The organism is Pseudomonas sp. N2-3-1-14, from assembly GCF_041228395.1.
Lineage (GTDB): Bacteria > Pseudomonadota > Gammaproteobacteria > Pseudomonadales > Pseudomonadaceae > Aquipseudomonas.
Genome location: NZ_CP166199.1, coordinates 122,501 through 143,881, shown reverse-complemented (window position 1 = coordinate 143,881; position 21,381 = coordinate 122,501). Strand labels below are relative to the sequence as shown.

13 protein-coding genes and 3 rRNA genes (1 of these 16 running past the window's edge) are annotated in these 21,381 nt (G+C 58.3%); 10 read left to right on the top strand and 6 right to left on the bottom strand.

Features of this window, described 5'->3' with window-relative positions; genetic code table 11:
* Positions 1-34: 34 nt before the first annotated feature.
* Both AB5I78_RS00665 and AB5I78_RS00660 read left to right on the top strand, forming a co-directional pair.
* Positions 35-2,443, top strand: a complete 2,409-nt coding sequence (locus AB5I78_RS00665) for a type I secretion C-terminal target domain-containing protein (RefSeq protein WP_370004324.1) — start codon at positions 35-37, stop codon at positions 2,441-2,443.
* 152 nt (positions 2,444-2,595) lie between these two features.
* The gene (locus tag AB5I78_RS00660; protein ID WP_016968775.1) at positions 2,596-2,934 is read left to right on the top strand and encodes a hypothetical protein; all 339 of its coding nucleotides are present in this window, start codon (positions 2,596-2,598) and stop codon (positions 2,932-2,934) included.
* 152 nt (positions 2,935-3,086) lie between these two features.
* On the opposite strand, the gene lapD is transcribed toward AB5I78_RS00660, so the two are convergent.
* The gene (gene lapD / locus AB5I78_RS00655) at positions 3,087-5,033 is read right to left on the bottom strand and encodes a cyclic di-GMP receptor LapD (RefSeq protein WP_145166195.1); all 1,947 of its coding nucleotides are present in this window, start codon (positions 5,031-5,033) and stop codon (positions 3,087-3,089) included.
* Positions 5,034-5,047: 14 nt separating this feature from the next.
* On the bottom strand, positions 5,048-5,740 hold the full coding sequence (gene lapG / locus AB5I78_RS00650; RefSeq protein ID WP_106580708.1) for a cysteine protease LapG: 693 nt from the start codon (positions 5,738-5,740) through the stop codon (positions 5,048-5,050).
* Between the two features lie 252 nt (positions 5,741-5,992).
* Between lapG and AB5I78_RS00645 the strand changes: the two genes are divergently transcribed.
* The 5 genes from AB5I78_RS00645 (at position 5,993) to AB5I78_RS00625 (ending at position 12,619) form a co-directional block, all read left to right on the top strand.
* Entirely contained in the window at positions 5,993-6,703 is a 711-nt protein-coding gene (locus AB5I78_RS00645) for a GntR family transcriptional regulator (protein WP_242201948.1), read from the top strand.
* 363 nt (positions 6,704-7,066) lie between these two features.
* Positions 7,067-7,825: a DUF3050 domain-containing protein gene (locus tag AB5I78_RS00640; RefSeq protein WP_369303442.1), complete on the top strand. Its 759-nt coding sequence runs from the start codon at positions 7,067-7,069 to the stop codon at positions 7,823-7,825.
* A complete protein-coding gene (locus tag AB5I78_RS00635; protein WP_369303441.1) occupies positions 7,822-8,769 on the top strand; it encodes a diiron oxygenase in 948 nt (315 codons plus the stop codon). The genes AB5I78_RS00640 and AB5I78_RS00635 overlap by 4 nt, the downstream gene beginning before the upstream one ends.
* Positions 8,766-12,143 carry an amino acid adenylation domain-containing protein gene (locus AB5I78_RS00630; RefSeq protein WP_369303440.1) on the top strand — a complete coding sequence of 1,126 codons (3,378 nt, stop codon included), beginning with the start codon at positions 8,766-8,768 and terminating at the stop codon, positions 12,141-12,143. The genes AB5I78_RS00635 and AB5I78_RS00630 overlap by 4 nt, the downstream gene beginning before the upstream one ends.
* Positions 12,144-12,160: 17 nt before the next feature.
* A complete protein-coding gene (locus AB5I78_RS00625; RefSeq protein WP_145166190.1) occupies positions 12,161-12,619 on the top strand; it encodes an SRPBCC family protein in 459 nt (152 codons plus the stop codon).
* A 38-nt stretch (positions 12,620-12,657) separates the two neighbouring features.
* Here AB5I78_RS00625 and AB5I78_RS00620 read toward each other — a convergent pair whose 3' ends face one another.
* On the bottom strand, positions 12,658-14,538 hold the full coding sequence (locus AB5I78_RS00620; protein ID WP_369303439.1) for a methyl-accepting chemotaxis protein: 1,881 nt from the start codon (positions 14,536-14,538) through the stop codon (positions 12,658-12,660).
* Positions 14,539-14,817: 279 nt separating this feature from the next.
* Between AB5I78_RS00620 and AB5I78_RS00615 the strand changes: the two genes are divergently transcribed.
* The 3 genes from AB5I78_RS00615 to AB5I78_RS00605 all read left to right on the top strand — a co-directional run bounded on the left by AB5I78_RS00615 (position 14,818) and on the right by AB5I78_RS00605 (position 18,914).
* Positions 14,818-15,333, top strand: coding sequence for a sigma-70 family RNA polymerase sigma factor (locus tag AB5I78_RS00615; protein ID WP_369303438.1), 516 nt, complete (start codon positions 14,818-14,820; stop codon positions 15,331-15,333).
* A 5-nt stretch (positions 15,334-15,338) separates the two neighbouring features.
* Complete coding sequence (locus AB5I78_RS00610; protein WP_145166187.1) at positions 15,339-16,313, top strand: FecR domain-containing protein; 975 nt, start codon at positions 15,339-15,341, stop codon at positions 16,311-16,313.
* A 105-nt stretch (positions 16,314-16,418) separates the two neighbouring features.
* Positions 16,419-18,914 carry a TonB-dependent siderophore receptor gene (locus tag AB5I78_RS00605; RefSeq protein WP_369303437.1) on the top strand — a complete coding sequence of 832 codons (2,496 nt, stop codon included), beginning with the start codon at positions 16,419-16,421 and terminating at the stop codon, positions 18,912-18,914.
* Between the two features lie 181 nt (positions 18,915-19,095).
* On the opposite strand, the gene rrf (AB5I78_RS00600) is transcribed toward AB5I78_RS00605, so the two are convergent.
* From rrf (AB5I78_RS00600) to AB5I78_RS00590, 3 genes are all read right to left on the bottom strand, one after another.
* Positions 19,096-19,211 (bottom strand): 5S ribosomal RNA (gene rrf, locus AB5I78_RS00600).
* A 109-nt stretch (positions 19,212-19,320) separates the two neighbouring features.
* Positions 19,321-19,436 (bottom strand): 5S ribosomal RNA (rrf, locus tag AB5I78_RS00595).
* Between the two features lie 170 nt (positions 19,437-19,606).
* Positions 19,607-21,381, bottom strand: a 23S ribosomal RNA gene (locus tag AB5I78_RS00590); it runs 1,117 nt beyond the window's last position.

Sequence of the window (21,381 nt, the reverse complement as noted above, 5' to 3'; positions counted from 1 at the left end):
TGATAACGCCGGCACGCCGAACAGCAGCGCGATTGTGACCAACGTCGAATCCACCGCCAACGTGGCGGCAGGTGCGGGCTCGAAGATCTCCGGCCTGATGTACATGGAAGCCGGCAAGTCCTACACCTTCAGCGGCACCGGCGATGACAGCCTGGTGATCAACGTCGGCGGCAAAGACGTGGCCAGCGCGCAATGGGGCACCAACAGTGGCAAGTTCAGCGGCTCGATTACCCCGACCGTCAGCGGCTACTACAGCATCGAGATTTACCACGCCAACCAGTCCGGCCCGGGCAGCTATGACGTCAACCTGTCGATCAACGGCGCAGCGGCCACAGACCTGAGCACCAGCGGCGCAGCGCTGTACACCGGCGTCACTGACCTGACCAACGCCGGCGTGACCGTGTCCGACCTGCATGGCAGCAACGGTGACGGTTACTACGTGGGCTACAAGCTCAACGAAGGCCAGGAAAACGGCACTGTGAAGCTGTCCAAGGTCACCACCGCGCTGACCGATACCGACGGCTCGGAAACCCTGAGCGTGAAGATCAGCGGCGTACCGGCAGGCTCCGTGCTCACCGACGCTTCCGGGCACACCTTCACCGCGACCAAAACCGTGGGCGACGTCAACGTCACCGGCTGGGACCTGAGCACCCTGACCATCAAGCCGCCGACCTACTACAGCGGCCAGTTCAACCTGACCGTCACCTCGACGTCCACCGAAAGCCTCGGCGGTTCGGCCATCACCACCGCGCAATTGCCGGTGACGGTGTACCCGGCCACCTACAGCGCAATCACGGGCACCTCGGGCAGTGACGCGATTACCGGCACCGATGGCAACGACATCGTCGTGGCCGATATCGGCGGCCTGAACGTGGTGCAGGGCAAGAACTACAACATCGCGTTCATGGTGGACAGTTCCGGCAGCATGAGCACCGCGTCGGTCAACGCCGCGAAGGCTTCGTTGACCTCGGTGTTCAACTCGCTCAAAGACAGCCTGGGTGCCAACACGTCGGGGACTGTGAATATCTTCCTGGCGGATTTCGATACCCAGGTGAACAAGTCGGTCGCCATCAACCTCAACGATCCAAACGCCCTGACGTTGCTCAAGGCAGTGCTGGACTCGATGGTGTCGGGCGGCGGTACCAACTATGAAGACGTGTTCAAGACCACGGCCAACTTCTTCCAAAGCGGCCTGGCGACCGGCAACACCGGCGCGACCAACCTGACCTACTTCATCACCGACGGCCAGCCGACGTACTTCCAGAACGGCGAGCAGACCAACCCGGTGGTCACTGACTTCTACAACAGCGGCGTCACCGATGGTCGCTTGGACGACTACATCAGCACCAACAACTATGTGCTGGGTAACACGTTCAGCATCAACGTCAACGGCACTAACCTGCAGTTGATCGACAGTCGCGGCCAATTGCACCAATGGGTACAGGTCCGCAGTGGCGGCTGGTACGACAATGGCGTGATCGGCACCGTGCACGCCCAGGGTGACGGCACGTTTGAAGTCTCCTACCTCGACGGCAGTGGCAGCAGCACCAGCACAGCGACCACAAACAACTCCAGCAGCGGCTTTGCACTGCTCAAAGGCTTGTCGGCGGTAGAAGCCATCGGTATCAACGGCGACGTCAGCCTCAATGACCTCCGGCCGTACGACAGCGATGGCAAGCCGCAAAGCAACATCGATCCGAAGGACCTGGCCAACGCCATCCTCGGCCACACCGAGGCAACGCTGCCGGGCAACGACACCATCAACGGGGGTGACGGCAACGACATCATCTTCGGCGACCTGGTGAGCTTCAGCGGTATTACCGGTGAGGGGTACAACGCACTGCAGGCCTTTGTTGCACAGAAGACCGGCGTGGCGGTCACGGCGGTGACCACCTCGAACGTGCACCAGTACGTGACCGAGCACTATGCCGACTTCGACGTGTCCGGCGCCAAAGACGGCAACGACACACTGTTGGGCGGCGCGGGTGATGACATCCTGTTCGGCCAGGGCGGCAACGACTACCTGGACGGCGGCAAAGGCAATGACATCTTGCTGGGCGGCACCGGTGACGACACCTTGATCGGCGGCCAGGGCAACGACATCCTGATCGGTGGTTCGGGTGCCGACACCTTCGTGTGGAAGGCGGGTGACCTGGGCAACGATGTGATCAAGGACTTTAAAGCCTCGGAAGGTGACCGGATCGATCTCAAGGATCTGTTGAAGGGTGAGACAGACAGCACCATCGACAACTACCTCAAGATCACCACGGTAGATGGCGTGTCGACCCTGCAAATCAGCAGTGAAGGCAAGCTCAACGCGGCTGGCGGCGTGGCCAATGCCGATGTGACGATCAAGCTGGAAGGCAATGATTGGTCTCACACCAGCATCAACTCGCTGATCAGTGGTGCCGACCCGACCATCAAGATCGATCACACCGCCTAAGACGCGATGAACCGGCCGCCCACTCGGGCGGCCGATTTATTTGGCTGATGCGTTACTGGCTCTTACGGGCGGTTGCATCGCATACTCGCGCTCATAAACACACCATTGACCTATGCTGGTGAACGCGTGTGGCTCATTTTCGAGGGTTTCTTATGTTTTACGTGCAACGTGATGCACAGGGTGCACTGAGTCGCGTCGAGGCCGCCGCCTTTGCCGAATCAACTGAAACCCTGCCGGCCGATCACCATGAGATCCAGGCCTGGTACGCCAACGAAGTGGTGGAAACCAGCCTGGCGCAGCTCAAGCAAAGTGACCTGGAGATGATTCGGGTGCTGGACGACTTGATTCAGGTGCTGACGCGCAAGGGCGTGATCAGCGTGACGGACCTGCCGCCGGCAGCGCAGGCCAAGCTGATGGACCGTACCCACGCGCGGGAAGCGTTGGGCGGGTTGAGCCACCTGATCAATGATGAAGAGACTGGTTTGATCTGATTTAGTTAGGCAAACCGAAGCTAAATCGGGGCAGGCTTTTGTGGGAGCTGGCTTGCCTGCGACGCAGGCACCTCGGTGTATCAGGCGGACCGAAGTGATGCTATCGCAGGCAAGCCAGCTCCCACACAAGCGAGTGCCCCGTTAGGTTTGGATTATTTCCAGGGCGCCGGTTCACCGAATAGCTGCCCCTGCACACCGAAAATCCCCATCTCGCGAATCACCTTCAGCTCACCCTCGGTTTCCACGCGCTCGGCAATCAATGGCAAGTCGATGCTGTGGGCCGCACGCTGGATCGCCTCGATAAACAGGCGTTTATCGCTTTCCTGATCGATGGCGCGGATGTAGCTGCCGTCGATTTTCAGGTACGCCAGGCCCAGCCGTGCAAGGTTGCCGATCATGCTGAAACGCCCACCAAAGCGCTGCAGGCTCAGAGAGAAGCCCAGCTCGCGCAGGCGCTGGGTCAACTGCTCCAGCAGCGCCTGCTCCGGCAATTGTTCTTCACCGATTTCCAGGGTCAGGCGCGGGCCCAGGTTGCTGTGCGGGCGCAGCAGCTCAAAAATCCGATTCAGCGCCTGAGCATCCTGCAAGGTCGCGGCAGACAGGTTCAGCGCCAGGCTATGGCTGTGGCCGGCCATTTGCTTGAGTACCTGCTCGAGCATCAAGCGGTCCAGGCGCGCCGTCCAGCCGAAGCGCTCAAGCCACGGCAGGAAACGCCCGGCAGGTATCGTGTGGCCGTCTTCATCCTGCAAGCGCGACAGCACTTTGTAGTGCAAGACCAACTGCGGGTCCTGGCTGGCGACGACCGGTTGGAAGTACAGCTGGAAACGCTGCTGGGTCAGGGCCTGGTCGAGCAGTGTGTGCCACGCATGGTGATCGTCGCCGACGCTGGCGGCGGCGCTATGGTCCAGGCATACCCAACTGGTGTCGCCCTGCCCTTCGGCCTGGGCCAGGGCTTGGTCAGCCAGGGTCAACAACGCTTGAGGCGAGTCACCATGGTTGAACGGTGCCAGGCCGATATAGGCAACTGGCGTGACATCACTGGCGCCAGTGGCCTGCAGGCTGAGCAACGTGGTCTCAAGGTTCTGCGCCAGTTGCAGCGCTTCTTCGCGCACCAGCCCCGGCGCCAGCACCGCAAACTCACCGCCGCGGATACGGGTGACGAGGTTGTGGGTTTCCGGGTACGGCTCGCACTCGCGCAGCAGCTGTTCGCCGACCGCTTGCAGCAATTGGTCGGTACGCTGGCCCCCGAGGCGCTGGTTGAGACCGGCCAGGTCCTTGACCCGCAGCAGCAGCAGATAGCCGGAGCTGGTCTCTTCCGGGTTACTCACACGGGCGTTGAGCTGCATTTCGAAATAACGCCGGTTGGCGAGGCCGGTGAGGTTGTCTTGGTAGGACTCGATGCGCAGCTTTTCGCTGCGCTCGGCCTGCTCCTGGAACAGCGCCTTGAGCTTTTCCACCATCTGGTTCATGGCCTGCACTACGCGGCGCAGTTCCGGCGTGCGCGGCAGGTCGGGCAAGCTGAGAAATTCGCGGCGGGCAATGGCGTGGGACTGCTTGACCATGTAGTCCAATGGCTTCAACTGCCGACGCAGCAACAACGCGCCAAGCACCGCACTGACCGCGCCGCACAGCAACAGCCAGCCGAGGCTGCCCAGGGCGCTTTGCCAGAGTTTGGCCAGGGCGAACATCGGGTGACTGACCACCTCCACGCGCGCCGCCTGCTCCCAGCCGCGATTGACCAGCGCATCGCCACCCGCCGGCTCCAGGCCGATCAATTTCACGAACCAGTTGGGCACACCGTTGTTGTCGGGAATGCCGCTGCGCTCGACGATGGTTTTATCCGTGGCCAGGTCCACCACGCGGATGCTCGCGTAATAGCCGCTGTCGAAGATCGAGCTGACCAGCAGTTCGACCATGGCCGGGTCGTCGATATTGGGCGTCAGCGACAATGCCAGTGCGGTCGCCGCATCCTGCGCGTGGGAGCGAAGCTGGTTGACGTATTGGGTGCGCGAGCTTTCCAGGCTGACCATGAAGCTGCCACTGAAGGCGACCACCAGGAACAGACAGATTGCGATCAATAGTTGTTTGAACAGAGACATCCGATCAGTTACTCCTAGTTGGCAGGCTCGGCCGGGAAGCCTTCGGCACGCATTTTTCTCAACACATCCTGCCAGCGCGACAAGCGTTTGGTATCACCGACTTTCGTGTTGCCCTTGGCGCCGGGCAGGTACAAACCCTCGGCGTTGAAGGAATACACGGGAATCAGGTCGGTACGGCGGGTGGCCGGCAGGATCTCGTCCATCAGGCTATCGAGCACCAGCGGGATGGCGTTCGGGGTCGAATAATACGTCAGCACCATGTGCGCGCGATTCTGCCGCAAGGCCTTGACGTAGGTAATGCGCAATTTGTCGCTGGAAACGCCCAGGTGACGCAGGCTGAAATACTTGGCGATTGCATAGTCTTCACAATCTCCGGCACCTTTCCACAGGGCTTCGATGGGCGTCTCCCAATAATCGACCACGTGCCACAGGTCGATGTCTTCCACGTACGTCATTTGCTTGTTGAAGAACAGATTGACGACCTTGAGCTGCTCCTGCTCGTCGACCTGCTTTTGGGTCGCGAGCAACCGCTGCCAGGCGTCAATCCGCTGCTGGCCCTCACCCAGCGGCCCGTACAAGGCGGTGGCTTTGCGGCTGATCTGAGAGAAATCCCAATCGGCATGCAGCCCGCCGAGCATCAAGCCAGCCAACAGAATCGCTGAAAATAGCCAGCTAAGGATTCGAGAGGGAATAAAACTTACCGCCAAGGCGTTCAGTCCGTGAAGAGAGACGGAATTTCAAAGGATGGTGAAGCCTCAACCGACAAAAAACAATGGCACAGTGCAATCATTCATACGGGGGCGAAGTTCATGACCCGCCGCTGTGGGATGCACAAAGTACAGCTTGTAAGCCCTTACAAACGGAAACTTTGGCTGTTTGACAAGCGTGTGGGCCATCTTTAGTGTGCATTGGATCCAATTAAACACACTCCATTCAACAATAAGGAGGATAGCGTAACCGTGACGCAGAAGCCGAACCCGTTAAGCAGCATCAAAATCAGCGGGCCTATTCCCGCCCACCTTGCCCGCGCCGTTATTGAAGAAACCCTGCGCAATGCCATTCTCGACGGTCGACTGCCCTGTGGTACCGCGATGCGCCAGCAAGAGCTCGCCAGCCTGTTCGGTGTCAGCCGCATGCCCGTGCGCGAAGCTTTGCGCCAGCTGGAAGCCCAGTCTTTGCTGCATGTGGTGACGCACAAGGGCGCCGTGGTTGCGCCGTTGATCGAAGACAATTCGGCTGAAACCTATGCCCTGCGCATGCTGCTGGAATCCGAAGCGCTGCGCCTGTCGATCCCGTTGCTCACCGACGCCGACATTGCCGAAGCCGACGCCTTGATCAAAGCGCTGGAGCAGGAGAAAGATTACGCCGAGATCGGCCGTCTCAATCGTCTGTTTCACATGGCGCTTTATAGCAAGGCACCCAACCAGCGTTTGCTCAAGTTGGTTGAACACGGTTTGAATGAGGAAGAACGCTTTCTGCGCTTCAACCTCGAAGCGATGGGGCTGGGCGAGACGTCCCAGGAAGATCACCGTGAACTGCTGAGCCTGGTAGCCCAGAAGAAAACCGACGAAAGCATCCTGACGTTGCGCAACCACCTGATGCGCGGCATGGAGGTCATCTCCACCTACCTCAATGGTCTTGAAGCCGCCGCAACACTCGACACGCAGTAAGTTTGACCACGCGTTTTGTAGATCCTTATACGGTGAAGGCCCCTTTCTGTGCGGAAGGGCCCCCACGGTATACATCGCCTATTTATTGATGCCCGGCTAACTTAAAGAAACGTCCCACTTCCATTCAAGCAAGTTACTTACAACAAACTGTATTTCGAAAAAATATCTAATACTTTCACCATCTCGCCCAAACGTTTAATCAGCTTACTATCGCTGCCTCATACAACAAACACTTCATTTTGCTGCGCAGTCTAGTCGCGTTCTTACTGCGCGCGGGGTCTGGCTATGCGCCACGCCTGCACGCCCGGTTATAAATCCCAACACTGTTTTCAGAGCAGTCGCAATAACTTATAGGCATCAACCATGCATCAACACTTACTTGAACAAAAGAAACTGCAACTGTGCAGCCATCCGTTATTTAAAGAAATAACTTCATTGACCAAGTTACAGCGTTTTATGCAACACCATGTATTTGCCGTTTGGGACTTCATGAGCCTGACCAAACGCTTGCAGCAGGACCTGAGCTGCACGCAATTACCCTGGCTGCCGCCCCTCGACCCGCAAGCGGCACGCCTCATCAACGAAATAGTGCTCGGCGAAGAGTCCGACGCACACCCCGCACAGGGCCATTGCAGCCACTTCGACCTGTACCTGCAAGCGATGGCCGAAGTAGGCGCTGACACCCGCGTCGTCCGGCGCTTCATTGAGCTGCAGCGTCAAGGGACCGAAGCCAGCGCGGCCTTGCATCAGGTCGATGCGCCGCCAGGCGTAGCCCGCTTTGTCGAAAGCACGTTGCAGATCGCCTTGAACGCGCCCACCCACGGCGTAGCGTCCGCCTTCCTGCATGGACGCGAGAGTGTCATTCCCACCATGTTCGCGTGCATTCTGCGCGGCGATGTATTCAAGGGCCGCCAGGCGCCGACCTTCTGCTACTACTTGAACCGTCACATCGAACTGGACACGCAAGGGCATGGGCCCGCCGCAGAGCTGCTACTTCAGCGCCTGATCGGTACAGACCCGACTCGCCAACGCCAGGCCGATGAAATCGCTCTGGGCGCCGTGCACAGCCGCCTCCGCTTCTGGGACGACGTGCGCGCCTCGCTGCAAGAGAGGCAGCCATGAACGCCGCCGACTATCGCTCCTTCGCCGATGACTGGGAACGCCGTGCAACCCTGCGTACACGTCCGCGGCGCATGCTGGAAAACGACGACAGGCTGATCTATCCCGCGAGCCGCCAGCCCCTGGTGCTGAGCGCGACTTTCCTTGAGCATTGCTCGCAGTGGCGCGACTTCGTGCTGGTGCAAAGCTTCTACAAATTCCTCAATGACGTGGTGATCTTCGAAACCGAGATCGTCGACAAGACCGCTCGCAGCATTGCCAAGAATCGCTTCTCGCTGACCTTCCCCCTCGCCTGTCGCTACGACGCAATGACCGTCGTGGTCGATGAGGATTACCACGCGCTGGTCGCGCTGGATTTCCTGCAACAGACCGTGGCCATGACGGGCCTGCAACCGCTCGACTTGCCTGGCCAAATCGAACTGAGCCATGCCTTGCCCGCAGCCCAGGCGCTGGCACCGCCGCACCTGCGTGATGCCGTGGAATTGATTGGCGTGGCTATCGCCGAGAACACCATCACCCATGACGTCGCGGCGTTTGCCAAAGATGACAGCGTCAAACCGTCCATACGCGGCTTGATGGCCGACCACCTGTTTGATGAAGGCCGCCATGCACAGTTCTGGACCCACCTGGTGCGTATCTACTGGCAGTCGGCAAACCCGGCCGACCGCGACAGCATCGCGGCTACCTTGCCGGTGTTCTTGACGCATTACCTGACCAACGATCTGCAGAAAGCTTTCGATCTGCAGTTGATCGAACACCTGGACGTTGGCGCCGACGTTCGCCGTGCGCTTGAGGACGAAGTCGCAGCGCTGCACTTTCCCATCACCCGCCAACACCCGCTGCTCGGCAATATCATGGGTTTTCTGCACCACAGCGGTGTGCTGCACACCCCGAGCGTCGCCCTGGCCCTGAGCGCCTATTTACCCGAATCGGGGAGGCAGCCATGAGGCGCTTGAACATGGGATGGAGCGGCACCAGCAAAGCCCTGGAAGCGATCAGGCAAACGCTGGAGCAGTACGGACACGTCACCGCGACGGAGTCCCTCGACGTCATGATTGAAGACGGCAGCCAACCGCTGCGCGTGCCTGCCGATAGAACCCAGCGGATCAGCCTGCGACTGGGCATTGGCCCGGTGTCTGAACACGGGCTTCCTGCGGTGCAATTGCGCTGCTATGACCAGACCCGTCGCGTACTGGCGATACGCGATATTACCGAGGAGCCCAGCGGCAACGGCGAGCGATTGCGCCGACAAGCGACGAATGCCCTGGTGGAATGGGTAGCCTCGCTGGTCAGCCAATTCTCGCGAGACCCGGCGTTTTTTTCGGCAACAACCGTCGCTAATGCCTGGCCTGAGCAAGGCCTGCAAGGGCTGGATGAGTTGGCGTTCCTGCATCGATTCAACCGTACCGCGCAGCCGGCACTGCTACAGGCTGCCCAGGTGCCAATGATCGAACGGTTACAGGCCAGCCTTCATTCCTTTGCTGAACGACCGGCGCTGAACATCGCGGGCAGCGTGCTGACCTACCGTCAATTACTGGATCGCGCCGTGTCGATCCAGCAAGGCCTGCGCCCCCTGCTGGAACACGCGCAGACGCCAACCGTGATCGGCGTGTGCCTGGAAAAATCCGTTGATCTGTATGCCAGCATTCTGGCGGTGCTGGGTTGCGGCGCGGTGTACCTGCCACTGGCACCGGATCATCCGCCGCAACGCCAGCGCACCATGCTGCGAAGCAGCAACGCCAAGGTGTTGGTGGTAGAGGGTCAGCACCCTTTGCGCGGCGATTTCGTTACCCTGAATGTCAGCACTGTCGACCCGACCTGTGCCGACATCACACGCCCGCTGATGCAGCATCGTCCCAGCAGCGAGGCGCCCTGCGTGGCGCTTTTCACCTCAGGCACGACCGGCCAACCGAAAGGCGTACTGCTCAGCCAACACAACCTTGCGCATTTCACCGCCTGGCTTGGCGCCTGTATGTCGTTGGACGAGCACAGCCGCGTGCTGCAGTTTTCGCCGCTCAGTTTTGACTCATCGCTGATCGACATCTTCCCTGCCCTGATAGCCGGCGCCGAGTTGATCGTCCCGAGCGAGCGCCAACGGCACGATCCTCAGCAACTGGTCGAGCTGATTCGCCAACAGGGCATCAGCCACGCGTTTCTGCCGCCGGCGCTGCTGAGCATTCTGCCGCTGGATCAGCCCTTGGGTTTGACTCACTTGATGACGGGCGGCGATGCCTGCGAGCCGCATGTGATCGAATGCCTGGCGAGCCAATGCCACCTGCACAATTTCTACGGCCCTACCGAAACGACGGTACTGGTCACCCACCGAACGTTCCAGCCCGGTGACAGCACACGCAATCTTGGCCGCCCCATTGCCAACAGCCAGGTGCTGATCCTCGACGACGACCTGCACCCGGTGGATGAACAGGTGATGGGCGATCTGTATATCGTCGGCCCTGGCCTGGGCCTTGGGTATGTGAGCGCGCCGCAAGGGGCCGACAGCCCGTTTGTTGAGCTGACACTGCCGGGCGGCCGATCGGTGAGGGCATACCGCAGTGGCGACCGGGCGAAATGGACGGCCGACGGTATCGAACTGGGCGGTCGGCGGGATGATCAGGTAAAAATCCGCGGCTTTCGGGTCGAGCCCCAGGAGATTGAGCAATGCCTGCGCAGCAGTCGGCTGTTTCGCCAAGTGGCGGTGTTGATTGATCCTGACCGCAGGATCCTCAGCTTTGCCGCCCAACCCGAACCAGGCGCCACCATGGCGGGCCTCAAGCACCATGCGCGGCAATGGCTGCCGACCTACATGCAGCCCGAGGTGTGGACAGAATTACCCACTCTGCCGCGCACTCACCACGGCAAGATCGACCGCCAGGCATTGCTGGCGATACCGAAACATGCAACTGCGCGCAACGACTGCAATGCTGCACGAACGCCTCTGCAAATGCGGTTGGTGGCGCTGTGGAGCGAGTTGTTGGCGGTGCCGGATGGCGACATTTCCATCGACGATGGGTTTTTCAACCTGGGCGGTCATTCCATTCTGCTGTCTACCCTGCTGCTGCGTCTGCGCAAAGCGTTTGGCCGTAGCGTTTCACTGAGCAGCTTCTTTGAAGCGCCGACAATTCGTACGCTCTGCGTGCTCATGGAAGACGGCGCACTGCCGCATGCACTGTCAGGCCAGGTGGAAAAGGATGCGTCGCAAGCGCTGAATATAGAAACGCTGCATGAGGACCGCGCTGGCGATCCGCGCAAGGTGATTGTCACGGGCGCCAACAGTTTTGTCGGCGTGCACCTCGTCGAAGCCTTGTTGGCCGGCGGTGTGCAGGAGGTGGCATGCCTGGTGCGTGAACAGCCGGGGCAGTCGGCGACGACGCGGTTCACCCAGGCATTGCGCGAGTACCGGCTGGAACATCTGGATTTGAGTCGGGTGCAGGTATATGCCGCCGATATGGGCTTGCCGCGGCTGGGCCTGGCCAGCGATGTGTATGAGCACCTCGCCCGTAACCACGGGGTCTTGGTGCACAACGCGGCGCGGGTCAATCATGTGATGGATTACGCCTCACTCGCCCAGGACAACGTCGAACCGATACGTGAGTGCCTGCGCCTGTGTGAAACCCACTGCAAGAAAGTCTTCAATTTCATCTCGACCCTGTCGGCCTGCAGCAGTGTCGACGCCCAGGGACACATCCTTGAAACGCCGGCTGCAACCACATTGCCGCTCTACCTCAAGAATGGCTACAACCTCTCCAAGTGGGTCGCCGAACGCTTGCTGGGGCGTGCAGCCGAGCAAGGCGCATGGGTGAACATCTATCGCCCGGGAAACATCGCTTTCAATAGCCGCAACGGCGTCTGCAAGCCGCAAAACAACCGCCTGATGATGATGCTCAAGGGTTCGTTGCAATTGGGCCTGGCGCCGCGCCTGCAGGTGAACTTCGACCTGATGCCGGTGGACTTCTTTGCCCGTTTTGTTGCGTTTCACTGCGGCCGCTTTGTTGCGAGACGAAACGTATTCAACCTGCACAACCCACAGCCTTTGAGCTGGGATCACTACCTTGATGCATTCAGTCAGGCAGGCCACTGCTTCGAGCGAGTGAGCGTTGCGCAGTGGCAGACAGAGCTGCGAACGGTAGGCCCCGATAACGCGCTGTTTGGCGTGCTGGGCTTCTACCTGGATAACCTCGCAGAAGACATCAGCGACATCACGATGATTTGTCACGAGAACGCACGCCAGGGTGTGGAGGCGATGGGCGAGCAGTACCCGCACAAGGACCCGGCGCTGTTGCGCAGGGGCTGCGACCACCTCAAGGCCATCGGCTTTCTCTGACCGTTCAGGACATTTCTATGAATCTGCTGCAACCCGATACATTAATTCGCAACCCAAACGGCACACCGGTGGTGGCGTCTGTTGACGTCGCGTGCGAGGCCGCTGATCTGTGGCAAGTGGTGGGCAATTTTGCAGGCTTTGATGCCTTCGTTCCGACTCTCTCGCACATCGAAATGACGGGCACAGGCATAGGCGCCTTGCGCACGAAATATTTCCACGATGGCCATTGCGTCGTTGAGCAACTCAACAGCCGCGACGACGACGCCATGTACATGACCTGGACCACACTCTACAACACCTTGGGTGTCGCCCGGCTGTGGGCTGCGATGCAGGTGGAAGCGCTCGGCGCAGGATGTTCGCGGGCAACCTGGACGCTCATGGGTGAGCCGGTCGATACCACCCAGGCGGCGTTTGAGCAGTTTGTGCAGACCTTCGCCGACACTGCCTTGGAGAATGTACGCCAGATGTTCAGCTGATCAGCAGGAGCGAGACGCCTCGCTCCTGCAGGGCCCGGTCAGATTTTGAAGCTGTCGACCAGTTGCTTCAGGCGGCTCGCTTGCTGAGACAGCGCATCGCAGTCCTTCAGCGTTTCGTTGAGGTTGGCCACACCCTGCTGATTCAACAGGTTGATCTGGTTGATGTCGACATTGAGGGTCTCAACCACAGCGGTCTGCTCCTCGGTAGCCGCCGCGACCGACTGGTTCATGCCATCGATCTCGACGATTCGCTGCGTCACGCTGACCAGGCGCTCGCCGGCCTGGTTGGCCACTTCAACGCTCTCCTCGCTGGAGGTCTGGCTGGCGTTCATGGTGGTCACCGCCTCACGCGAGCCCACTTGCAGCGACGTGATCATCTTGTGGATCTCTTCGGCGGACTCCTGGGTACGGTGAGCGAGGTTACGCACTTCATCGGCAACCACGGCAAACCCACGCCCGGCTTCCCCGGCACGCGCGGCCTCGATTGCGGCATTGAGCGCCAACAAGTTGGTTTGCTGGGAGATGCCTTTGATCACATCAAGGATGTGGCCAATGTTGTCGGTGCTGGCGTTCAGGGTTTCAATCTGAGTGCAGGACAGGCTGATCTTCTGCGACAGCTCCGACATTGCCAGGATGGTTTTCTCCACCACCTTGCGCCCGTCGTCTGCTTGTTCACTGGCACCACTGGCATGCTGCGAAGCATCAGCTGCGTTACGCGCGATTTCCTGGGTAGCGGCGCCCAGCTCGTTGATCGCCGCGGCCACGCTGTTGGTGCGTGCGCTTTGCTCGTCCGAGCCGATGATCGAGGCGTTCGACGACGCCATCACGCGCTGGGACAGGTCATGCACCTGACGCGTTGCCGAAGACACCTCGGAAATAGACGCGTGGATACGCTCGACGAACTGGTTGAAGGCGCTGCCTACCTCGCCAAACTCGTCCTTGCTGGTTACGTCCAGGCGGCGAGTCAAATCGCCCTCACCCTGGGCAATGTCCTGCATGGCCACACCCATGGTGGTCAGCGGGCGCAGCAGTACTTGGATCAACAGGCTCAACAGCACGGCAATGGCGACAACCGCGATCAGCATGGCGATCAACGCCGAAGTACGGAATTTGCCAAGTGGTGCGTAGGCTTTGTCTTTATCGATCGACAGACCGATGTACCAATCTGCACCGGGCAAACCGCTGATCGGCGTGAACGAAAGAATGCGGTCCTGACCATTGAGAACCACGTCCTGGCTGACCTTTTCGATCCGCAGGTTGGTACCTGGGTAGATGTCCTTGAGGTTTTTCATCACCTGGTCCTGGTCAGGACTGACGATGACCTGGCCATCGGCGCTGACCAGGAACGCATGGCCGATCCCGCCGAAGTCTACCGAGTTGATGATCTTCACCAGGGTTTGCAGGCTCAGGTCACCGCCGACCACACCCAACAGCTCACCGTTCTTTTTGACGGGCAGAGCAATGGTTACGATCTGCCCGCCGACTGCGGCCATGTAAGGCGGAGTCAGCATGGGTTTATCGGCAGCCACCGCCTGCTTGTACCAAGGGCGCTGACGCGGGTCGTAATCGTCAGGCATCTTCGCGTCAGGACGCTGGGTGAACACCCCGTTGGTTTGCCCGACGTAGGTGAACTGGAAGTTCGAGGTGAACGCAGGCTGATCAACCAAGCCAGGAAGATCGGCCTGAGTGCCCTGATGGGCAACGTTTTGCGCCAGGCTTTCGAGTACCAGAATGCGGCCAATGAGCCAGTTCTGCACACTGCTGGCCGTGAGTTCGCCTGATTGCTGGATAGACGAGTCCAGGTTTTGCTTGATGGTGCTGCGCTGCAGGTAGTCGTTGTAAAGCGTGAATAACGCGAACGCGAGAACCACGACGCCTGATGCGGCCAGCAGAATTTTATGACTGAACTTAAGATTCATTTCATCGACTTCTTTTGCCAAATGGGGATGAGCGTGCCGAGTGGAACATTCCATGTAACGGGATAGGCGGACTCTGCGACCGCTCTATTTCGGTGCACGCATGGCTCGTCAGGCTTTCGGCCAGGCCAGGATAAATCTTAGAAATTTGTGAGAAGCATCCTCATTTTGAGTAGGAAACCGACCGGCGGTAGATCTGCACGCTCTAGCGTTGCAAAATTTTTCAGCCTCCCAGACAATGCGACTAATTATCATTTGTGACGTTTGGCCGGGCCTGTGTGAATGCCATCTACCGAGTACATCCCTTGTGAACCTGTTGTGCAGACGCTTTACAGCGCCCATCACAGCTGGCTCAACCGGTGGCTGCGCAGTCGCCTGGGCAATGCGGCGGATGCAGCGGACCTGGCTCAAGACACGTTCGTGCGCTTGCTGCAAAAAACCGAACGCCTTGAACTCAAAGCTCCTCGCGCCTTTCTGCGAAGCATCGCCAGCGGCCTGGTGATTGATCATTGGCGGCGCGAAGAAATCCAGCGCGCCTACCTTGAGTCTATTGCCCATCTGCCTGAAGCGTTGGCACCCAGCGCAGAAGCGCGGATGTTGGTGCTGGAACTGCTGGAGGAAATTGCCCGTCTTCTGGACGGATTGAAACCGAAAGTACGTCAGGCGTTTCTGCTGGCTCAGTGTGATGGGTTGGCGCACAAGCAGATCGCGCTGCAGATGGGGGTGTCGTTGCGAACAGTGGAACGGTATATCGCGCAGGCGCTGTATCACTGCTACGTAGTGCGTTATGAAACGTGACCCCGATGGATAATGCCGCGCGCCCGGGGCCAGATCCTCAGGTGGTCAAGCAGGCCATCACTTGGGCACTGCGCCTGCGTAATAACCGGGCCAATGTGCGCTTGCATGCACAATGTGAGCGCTGGCGCGAGGCGCATGACGACCATGAATTGGCCTGGCAGCGGGTACAAGCACTGCAGCAGGAATTGAGCAGCCAAATGGCCGCGATTCCCGGTGCGCGCGTGGCCTTGGAAAATGCTTCGCAAGGCGTGGGCCGGCGGCAGGCACTGAAGATGTTGTCTGGCGTCATGTTGGTGGGCTCCGCAGCCTGGTTAAGCCGCGACCTGACCGGCTGGCAGCGCTGGACGTCCGACCTTGCGACCGCCACAGGGGAACGGCGCAGCGTGCAATTGCCGGATGGCGCTCGCGTGCAACTCAACACCGACAGCGCCGTGGACCTGGACTTCAACGCACAGCAGCGTCTGATCACGCTGGTTCGCGGGGAAATCCTGGTGACGTGCGGCGCGCCTTCTTCAGCGCCACTGCTGGTGCAAACTCGGCATGGCTTGCTCGAAGGTATCGACGGGCGCTTTGCCGTGCGCCAAGACAGCGATTGCACACGCTTGAGTGTGGTCAGTGGCAACGTGGCCATTCACTCACCACACTCGGCAGACGGACTGTCGACTCAAGTCCACGCAGGAGAGAACTACCTGGTACATCGCACGCATGCCACGCTGGCGCCGCCGCTGGATATGGACATGGGCGCCTGGGTCGATGGGCTGATCGTGACGCGGAACATGCGCCTGGCTGCCTTCCTGTCGGAGGTGGGGCGCTATCGCCATGGTTATCTGGGTTGTTCGGCAGAAGCCAGCGACTTGCGGTTGTCGGGGGTTTTCCGCCTGGAGGACACGGATAAATTGTTGGCGGTCGTTGCACAGACGCTGTCTGTTGAAGTGCGCTATCGCACGCGTTGGTGGGTAAGCCTGGAACGTTCAGCCTGATTTTTTATGTTTTATATGAAGTTTTTTTGGCGGCTTTTTTCCGTGAGACCGGCTTAGACAGTAAGCCTTTCAATCAGCCCTCACCGGCCTCCACGGATCTTGATCATGACAGCGCGTTTTCCCGGCAACTCACCGTGCTCTTCCTACCCCCTTTTGGCTAAATCCATCCGTGCGGCATTGCTGTCGACCGCGCTGGGCATGGGCGCGGTTCCGATCGCCGGCATGGCTGGGCAAGCAAACATCGAGCAGGTTAACCAGCGCTACGACCTGCCTGCCGGCGCCCTGGGCGAGGTGCTCAATCAATTCGCCCGTCAGGCACGCATTACCCTCTCCAGCACGCCTGGGCAAACCCAAGGCCGGCAATCAGCCGGGCTGCGTGGCGAGTATTCAGCCGAGCAGGGGTTGAATCATCTACTCAGCGGCTCTGGCTTGCAGGCCGTATCGCAAGATGGTGTCAGCTTTGTGCTGGAGACCCAGATGCAGAGCAGCACCGTGACGCTGCCCACCACGGATATCAAAGGCTTCGCCCTGGGTAATGCCTTAGGCAGCATGGAAGGCTATAACGCGACGCATAGCCAAATCGCAACCAAGACCAGCGCTGCGCTGCTGGAGACGTCGCAAACCGTCTCTGTGGTGACGCGCGAGCAGATGGACGACCAAGGCTCACAGACCGTCGCACAAGCCATGCGTTACACGCCTGGTGTACTGACCAACCCCTATGGCGCGACCCATCGTTATGACTACGTGGCAATGCGCGGTTTTAACGATGGTTCTGTGGACAACATCTACCTTGATGGCTTGAAGTCCATGGGGGATAGCGGCACCTATAGCACCATGCAGGTTGATCCGTATTTTCTCGAGCGCGTGGACATTCTGAAGGGGCCTTCCTCTGTCCTCTATGGACGCAGCTCGCCCGGCGGCCTGGTCGCGCTGACCAGCAAGAAGCCATTGCTTGAGCCCTACCATCAGGTTCAAGCAACGGCAGGCAGTCACGGCCAGCAGGGCATGGGTTTTGACTTCAGTGGCCCCGTGGATGACGACAAGCGCATTGCCTATCGGCTTACCGGTTTAGCGGACAAGGCCGATACGCAGTTCGACCACGCCAAAGAAAAGCGCTTTGCCTTGGCGCCGACACTCAGCATCGACTTTACCGAAGACACCTCGCTGACACTCCAGGCGTACCTGCAGCACGATCCTGATGGCGGCTATCACGGCGGTATGCCGGCAGACGGCGCATTGCATCAGCGTAATGGCCAGCGCATCTCCAGCCACTTCTTTGAAGGTGAACCTGGAGTTGATGGCTACAAACGTGATCAGCAGTCGTTCGGCTATCAGTTCGAGCATCGATTCAACGACGTGTTTACTGCGCGACAGAACTTGCGCTATCTCGACTCCAAGGTGCAATTGGATCAGGTGTACGCCTATGGCTGGACCACACCGACCAGTAACGAGTTGAATCGCTATTACTCGGGAGGTGATGAGAAGCTGCATGCGTTCATCATCGACAACATGCTGCAGGCAGAATTTTTTACCGGGGCCACCCAACATACCGTGCTGATGGGAGCTGATTATCAGCGACGTAAAACGGTGGTGGACTGGATGAGCGGGTCACTGCAGCCAATCAACGCATTCAACCCGGTCTATGGCAACACTGCTATCAGCAATGCCAGCCTGACCAGCTATCTGCGTCGCCTTGAGCAAACTGGCGTTTATCTACAAGACCTGATCGAAATGGATAAATGGCGGTTCTCTCTAGGGCTGCGTCAGGACTGGGTAGAGACCTCTGACGAGAACCGTATTGCTGAAGCGGGTCGACCGCTGGGCACAGAGATTTCTGACAAGCGTACCAAGCTGACTGGGCGAGCCGGCGCGCTGTATCTGTTTGATAACGGCTTGGCACCCTATGTCAGCTATTCAGAGTCGTTCAACCCGAACTCCTATTCAGACAGCGCCGGTAACCCGCTGGCACCCACCAATGGAACGCAGTGGGAAGCGGGCTTGAAGTATCAGCCGCCGGGGACGGATGACCTGTTTACAGCTTCCTGGTTTCGCATCGACCAAGAAAACCTGGCGACGAAGCTTCCACAAGAAAACTTCTATCGCGCAGTAGGTGCGGTTCGCTCGCAGGGCCTGGAGTTGGAAGCACACATGCAACTGACCGATAACCTGAAGATTTTGGGCAGCTATACCTTTACCGACATTAAATACTCAAAATCGATGGTCAGTACGTTGAGCTCAGCCGACAACTTGATCGAGAACAAAGGCAACTCCCCCACGCAGGCACCTCGCCATATGGCATCGGTGTGGGCGGACTACACGTTTGATAGCGGCGCCTTTGACGGCTTGCGAATTGGCGGCGGGGTTCGGTACGTCGGCTACAGCTGGGCAGACGCGGAGAACACAATGAAAGTACCGGCCTACACCTTGTTTGACGCATCCTTGGGGTATGACTTGGGCAGGGTTGGGTTGAAAGGCGTAGATGTACGGTTGAACGCGAACAACCTGACCAATGAGACCTATGTAGCGTCCTGTGCCAGCCTGAACTTCTGCTATTTGGGCGAAGAACGTAACGTCAGTGCGACGGTAAGCTATCAATTCTGATCTGTTAGCGTTTCTGACAAGCCAGTGTCCGCTTTCAGGCACTGGCTTTTTTGTGGGCCGGGTTCAGGTGATCTGATGTGGTCGACCCGGGAGGACTTACCTGCCTTCTCTCAGTCGGCGGCAGTCCTCCAAAACGACAAAACCCCTGTCTGCGTTAGCAGACAGGGGTTTCGGAATTTAATCTTGACGATGACCTACTCTCACATGGGGAAACCCCACACTACCATCGGCGATGCATCGTTTCACTGCTGAGTTCGGGATGGGATCAGGTGGTTCCAATGCTCTATGGTCGTCAAGAAATTCTGTGTACCAGCGCGTTGCGTTTGCAACGTGCCGGTGAAATTCATGGACTTCTACATAAACAAAACCCCTGTTTGCGTTAGCAAACAGGGGCTTTGGAATTTAATCTTGACGATGACCTACTCTCACATGGGGAAACCCCACACTACCATCGGCGATGCATCGTTTCACTGCTGAGTTCGGGATGGGATCAGGTGGTTCCAATGCTCTATGGTCGTCAAGAAATTCGGGTACTGAGTCGTGACCATGTGGCCTCGCTTCAGCAAATTGGGTATGTGACAGCTTTCGGTGTTTTGTGAGATTCGAACTTTCGGTTCATTTCGTCTTCACACACCGCAATCTGGTGCTCTTTCGCTTTTCAGCTTGAAGCAAGCAAATTGCTTGGGTGTTATATGGTCAAGCCTCACGGGCAATTAGTATTGGTTAGCTCAACGCCTCACAGCGCTTACACACCCAACCTATCAACGTCGTAGTCTTCGACGGCCCTTCAGGGAACTCAAGGTTCCAGTGAGATCTCATCTTGAGGCTAGTTTCCCGCTTAGATGCTTTCAGCGGTTATCTATTCCGAACATAGCTACCCGGCAATGCCACTGGCGTGACAACCGGAACACCAGAGGTTCGTCCACTCCGGTCCTCTCGTACTAGGAGCAGCCCCTCTCAAATCTCAAACGTCCACGGCAGATAGGGACCGAACTGTCTCACGACGTTCTAAACCCAGCTCGCGTACCACTTTAAATGGCGAACAGCCATACCCTTGGGACCGGCTTCAGCCCCAGGATGTGATGAGCCGACATCGAGGTGCCAAACACCGCCGTCGATATGAACTCTTGGGCGGTATCAGCCTGTTATCCCCGGAGTACCTTTTATCCGTTGAGCGATGGCCCTTCCATACAGAACCACCGGATCACTAAGACCTACTTTCGTACCTGCTCGACGTGTCTGTCTCGCAGTCAAGCGCGCTTTTGCCTTTATACTCTACGACCGATTTCCGACCGGTCTGAGCGCACCTTCGTACTCCTCCGTTACTCTTTAGGAGGAGACCGCCCCAGTCAAACTACCCACCATACACTGTCCTCGATCCGGATAACGGACCTGAGTTAGAACCTCAAAGTTGCCAGGGTGGTATTTCAAGGTTGGCTCCACGCAGACTGGCGTCCACGCTTCAAAGCCTCCCACCTATCCTACACAAGCAAATTCAAAGTCCAGTGCAAAGCTATAGTAAAGGTTCACGGGGTCTTTCCGTCTAGCCGCGGATACACTGCATCTTCACAGCGATTTCAATTTCACTGAGTCTCGGGTGGAGACAGCGCCGCCATCGTTACGCCATTCGTGCAGGTCGGAACTTACCCGACAAGGAATTTCGCTACCTTAGGACCGTTATAGTTACGGCCGCCGTTTACCGGGGCTTCGATCAAGAGCTTCGCGTTAGCTAACCCCATCAATTAACCTTCCGGCACCGGGCAGGCGTCACACCCTATACGTCCACTTTCGTGTTTGCAGAGTGCTGTGTTTTTAATAAACAGTCGCAGCGGCCTGGTATCTTCGACCGGCATGAGCTTACGGAGCAAGTCCTTCACCCTCACCGGCGCACCTTCTCCCGAAGTTACGGTGCCATTTTGCCTAGTTCCTTCACCCGAGTTCTCTCAAGCGCCTTGGTATTCTCTACCCAACCACCTGTGTCGGTTTGGGGTACGGTTCCTGGTTACCTGAAGCTTAGAAGCTTTTCTTGGAAGCATGGCATCAACCACTTCGTTAACTAAAAGTTAACTCGTCATCAGCTCTCGGCCTTAAGATCCCGGATTTACCTAAGATCTCAGCCTACCACCTTAAACTTGGACAACCAACGCCAAGCTGGCCTAGCCTTCTCCGTCCCTCCATCGCAATAACCAGAAGTACAGGAATATTAACCTGTTTTCCATCGACTACGCTTTTCAGCCTCGCCTTAGGGACCGACTAACCCTGCGTCGATTAACGTTGCGCAGGAAACCTTGGTCTTTCGGCGTGGGTGTTTTTCACACCCATTGTCGTTACTCATGTCAGCATTCGCACTTCTGATACCTCCAGCAAGCTTCTCAACTCACCTTCACAGGCTTACAGAACGCTCCTCTACCGCATCACTTACGTGATACCCGTAGCTTCGGTGTATGGTTTGAGCCCCGTTACATCT